At 74.0% G+C, this 3977-nt stretch carries 3 protein-coding genes; 2 read left to right on the top strand and 1 reads right to left on the bottom strand.

Annotated elements, in window-relative coordinates:
- Positions 1-193: 193 nt before the first annotated feature.
- Positions 194-328 (top strand): SPW_0924 family protein, encoded by a 135-nt coding sequence (locus tag AB0P24_RS47640; protein WP_365805713.1) that lies wholly within the window; start codon positions 194-196, stop codon positions 326-328.
- Between the two features lie 21 nt (positions 329-349).
- Positions 350-1342 (top strand): DUF3068 domain-containing protein, encoded by a 993-nt coding sequence (locus tag AB0P24_RS47635; RefSeq protein ID WP_365805711.1) that lies wholly within the window; start codon positions 350-352, stop codon positions 1340-1342.
- Here AB0P24_RS47635 and hrpB read toward each other — a convergent pair.
- Complete coding sequence (gene hrpB, locus AB0P24_RS47630; protein WP_365805709.1) at positions 1332-3809, bottom strand: ATP-dependent helicase HrpB; 2478 nt, start codon at positions 3807-3809, stop codon at positions 1332-1334. The genes AB0P24_RS47635 and hrpB overlap by 11 nt on opposite strands.
- Positions 3810-3977 lie beyond the last annotated feature (168 nt).

Genomic DNA, 3977 nt, shown 5'->3' with positions numbered 1-3977 from the left:
TGACCTCCTCCACCAGCGCGGAGACGGTCAGCTGACCGCTGATCAGGTCCGAGAGCCGCGAGGCGTCCGTGAGGATCAGCTGAAGCACCCGGCCCTCGTCGTCGTACGACCTGTTCTCATCTCACCCTCCCGTTGCTACGGTGCCCAAACCTGACGCTCCATCAGGAAGTTGTCGGCCGTAGGGAGGCCCCGCATGCGTGCCCTGATCGCCGCCGCGACCGGTCTCGCCCTCGCGCTCGTCCTGGTCGTGACGGTCAGTGCCCTCGGGTCGACGGACGGAAAGACGTCTCCGAAGCCGCTGCTCACGACGGTGCCCGCCCACCCGTAACCGCCGCCCAGGGAGGCCGAGATGCGCCGCAAGGCCAGTCTGGTCCTGCTCGCCTGTGCCGTGTTCTTCGCGACGCTGTCCCCGCTGCTGCGCTGGTACGCCTTCCCGCGGCTCGCGAAGATCCCGCCGAACCAGTACCAGGACATGGTCCTGGTGGCGAAGAACGCCACGCTGCTCGACTACGGCACCATGAAGGCGAAGAAGGTCCCTCAGGTCACCATCGTGCAGACCCTCAAGGGCGACGTGGCGGCCGCGAACAAGATCGAGAAGACGGCCGGCCGGGACGTCGTCGTCTGGGACGGCCTGTCCTACGTCCAGGGGCCCGACGGCAAGATGGTCTCCGAGATCCCCGAGCGCTACATCTTCGACGCGCACAGCCAGGAACCCGTGCACGCGACCGGCGAGATGGTCGACGGCGATCCGGTGAAACGGGACGGCATCGAGTTCAAGTTCCCGTTCCTGACCGAGAAACGGGACTACGAGTACTTCGACGCACAGAGCCGCACCACCAACCCCATCCACTACAAGGGGACGCGGACGTTCCGGGGCGTCAAGGTCTACTACTTCGAGCAGACCATCCCGTGGACCAAGGTCCCCATGCCGAAGAAGATGCCGGTGCAGGGCATCACCCCCGAGTCGGTCGCCAAGACCGGCACCACCCGCTGGTACACCACGGTCCGCAGGTTCTGGGTCGAACCCGTCACCGGGGCACCTGTCTACGGCGAGGAGACCCACAAGGAGGAACTGCGCGGCGGCACCCTGCTGGGCGGCCGGGCCAAGGTGACGGCTTTCGCCGGTGACGTGAAGATGCGCGAGGACTACATCGAGCACACGGTCGCCCTGGTCAAGCACAACCGCACGATCGTCCTGATGCTGACCTCCTACCTCCCCTGGGGGTTCCTGTCCCTCGGCGTCGCGCTGCTCGCCCTCTCCCTCTACCTGGAGGCCCGCGGCCGCCGTCCCGGCGACCCGGCACCGGTCGACACCCGGGTTCCGGAACCAGTCAGCGCCTGAGCCGCGCGTTGGTGTGCCGGGTGGGCTCGGCGGTGGCGGGATCCTCCGGCCAGGGATGCTTCGGGTACCGCCCGCGCAGCTCGGCCCGTACGCCCCGGTAGCCGTCCTTCCAGAACGAGGCGAGATCGGCGGTGACGGCGGCGGGCCGCCCGGCCGGCGACAGCAGATGCACCAGCACCGGCACCCCGGCCACGACGGGCGACTCCCGCAACCCGAACATCTCCTGCAGTTTCACGGCGAGCACGGGTTGCTCGGGATTGCCGTAGTCGACCCGGATCCGTGACCCACTGGGCACGACGATCCGCTCCGGCGCCAGCTCGTCCAGCCGCCCCGCCTCCCCGCTCGCCCACGGAAGCAGCCGGCGCAGCGCCTCCCCGGCGTCGATCCGCCCGAGATCGGCCCGCCGCCGGGCCCGGCCGAGCTCCGGCTCCAGCCAGTCGTCCACGCGCGCGTGCAGCGCTTCGTCGGACACGTCCGGCCAGGGCTCCCCGACACGCAGGCGGACAAAGGCGAGCCGCCGGCGCAGCGCGGCGGCGTCGGGCGTCCACCGCAACAGGCCGAGCCCTTCGCGCCGCAGCCCGTCGAGCAGCGCGGCGCGTACGAGGGCCGGGTCGGCGTCCCGCAACGGCCGCACCGCGAGCTCGATCGCCCCGAGCCGTTCCACGCGCCGCGCCACCACCTCCCCGTCGGCCCAGCGGACCTCCTGGTCCTGCGCGTACAGCGAGGCCGCCGCCGACCTGGCCGTGTCCTCGTCCACCACGGCGGCGAGCCGCACGCGCGCGTGCCCGCTGCCGACGGGCCGGTCCGCCACGGCCACCGCGATCCACGGGGCGCCGCGCAGCGGGCTGCCGGCACCGAGCTCGGCCCGGGTGCCGGACGCCATGAGGTACGAATCTCCGTCGGCCCTGGCGACACGCTCGGGGAAGGCGAGGGCGGCGACGCGTCCCACGGCGCGGTCGTCGACGCCGTCCGCCGACGCGCCCTCGGTGTCCGCCTTCAGCCGCCGTACCTCCGCGAGCCACCGCCCGGCATAGGCGTCACCGCCCCGCCGTGCGGTGCGCAGCGCGGCCGCGAGGTCGTCCCCGTACTCCCGCGGAGCCTCCTCGCTCAGCAGCGCGACCACCTCGGCGGCCTCGCCCGGGGCGTCCAGCAGCGCCCGGCCCAGCCGTGGATGCACCCCCAGCCGGGCCAGCCGCACCCCTCGTTGCGTCGCCCGGCCGGCGGAGTCGACCGCGCCGATCGCCGTCAGCACCTCCCGCGCCGCCGCCATCGCCCCGGCCGGCGGAGGGTCCAGCAGCGCCAGTCCCGCGGCCTCCGGATCGCCCCAGCAGGCCGCCTGGAGGGCGAACGCGGTCAGATCGGCCACCCTGATTTCCGGGGCCGGAAAGGCCGTCAGGCGGGCGTCCTCGGCCTCGGACCAGCAGCGGTACACGGCCCCCGGCGCCTCACGCCCGGCGCGCCCCGCCCGCTGCCGCCCGGCCGCGCGGGACGCCCGCACCGTGGCCAGCGCGCTCAGCCCGCGCGCGTGGTCCACCCGCGGCTCCCGCGCGAGCCCCGCGTCGACGACCACCCGAACCCCGGGGACGGTGAGCGAGGACTCGGCCACCGCCGTGGCCAGCACCACCCGGCGCCGCACCCCGGGCGCCAGCACCGCGTCCTGGACGGACGCCGGTGCCCGGCCGTGCACCTGGAGCACCTCCACATCCCCGAGGTCACCCAACCGGCCCGCCACGCGCGCGATCTCGCCCACGCCCGGCAGGAAGCACAGCACGTCCCCGTCCCGCTCGGCCAGGGCCCGCCGCACCACCGACACCACGTGCGCCAGCAGCGCCGGGTCGACGCGCATCCCGTGCGGCGGCCGTACCGGCCGTACCGGCGGCGCCCACACCACCTCCACGGGGTGGGCGACACCGGCCGCCTCGACCACCGGCGCCCCGCCCAGCAGCCGCGCCCACCCCTGGGCGTCCGTCGTCGCCGACGCGGCCACCAGGCGCAGCTCCGGCCGCAGGGTCTCCCGTACGTCCCAGAGGAAGGCCGCCACCGTGTCGGCGTCCAGATGACGCTCGTGGCACTCGTCGAGGATCACGACGTCGACGTCGGACAGTTCCTGGTCGCGTTGCAGACGCTGCAACAGCACGCCGGTCGTGACGACCTCCACGCGCGCGTGCCGTCCCACGACCCGTTCGCCGCGCACGGTGTAGCCGACGCTCCGCCCGACCTGCTCGCCGAGCAGCCAGGCCATCCGGCGGGCCGCCGCACGGGCGGCGATCCGGCGCGGCTCGGCCACCACCACGCGCCGCGCGGGTCCGTCGCCAAGCAGCCCGGCCAGCGCCAACGGCGCCAGCGTCGTCTTGCCGGTGCCCGGCGGTGCCACCAGCACGGCGGTGCCGTGCCGCTCCAGGGCGTCGCGCAGACCGGGCAGGGCCTGCCGCACGGGCAGCGCGTCCAGGGCGTCGTAACGGATCACGCACCCAGTGTCGTACGCGACCGGAACCGCCTCGCACGCGCGCGTGCGTTTCCTCAAGGACGCCCTGTCCGGTCCTTGAGGACGGCCTGTCCCGGCCCCAAAGGACCGCCACGGCGCCCGGCCCCCACTCGGCCACGCCCACCAAGAAAGCCCGGCCCCCGAGGAGGA

The sequence above is a fragment of the Streptomyces sp. NPDC086519 genome (assembly GCF_040686075.1).
Lineage (GTDB): Bacteria > Actinomycetota > Actinomycetes > Streptomycetales > Streptomycetaceae > Streptomyces > Streptomyces shenzhenensis.
Note: the sequence above shows the minus strand (reverse complement) of the source record. Positions and strands in the feature narration are given on the sequence as shown.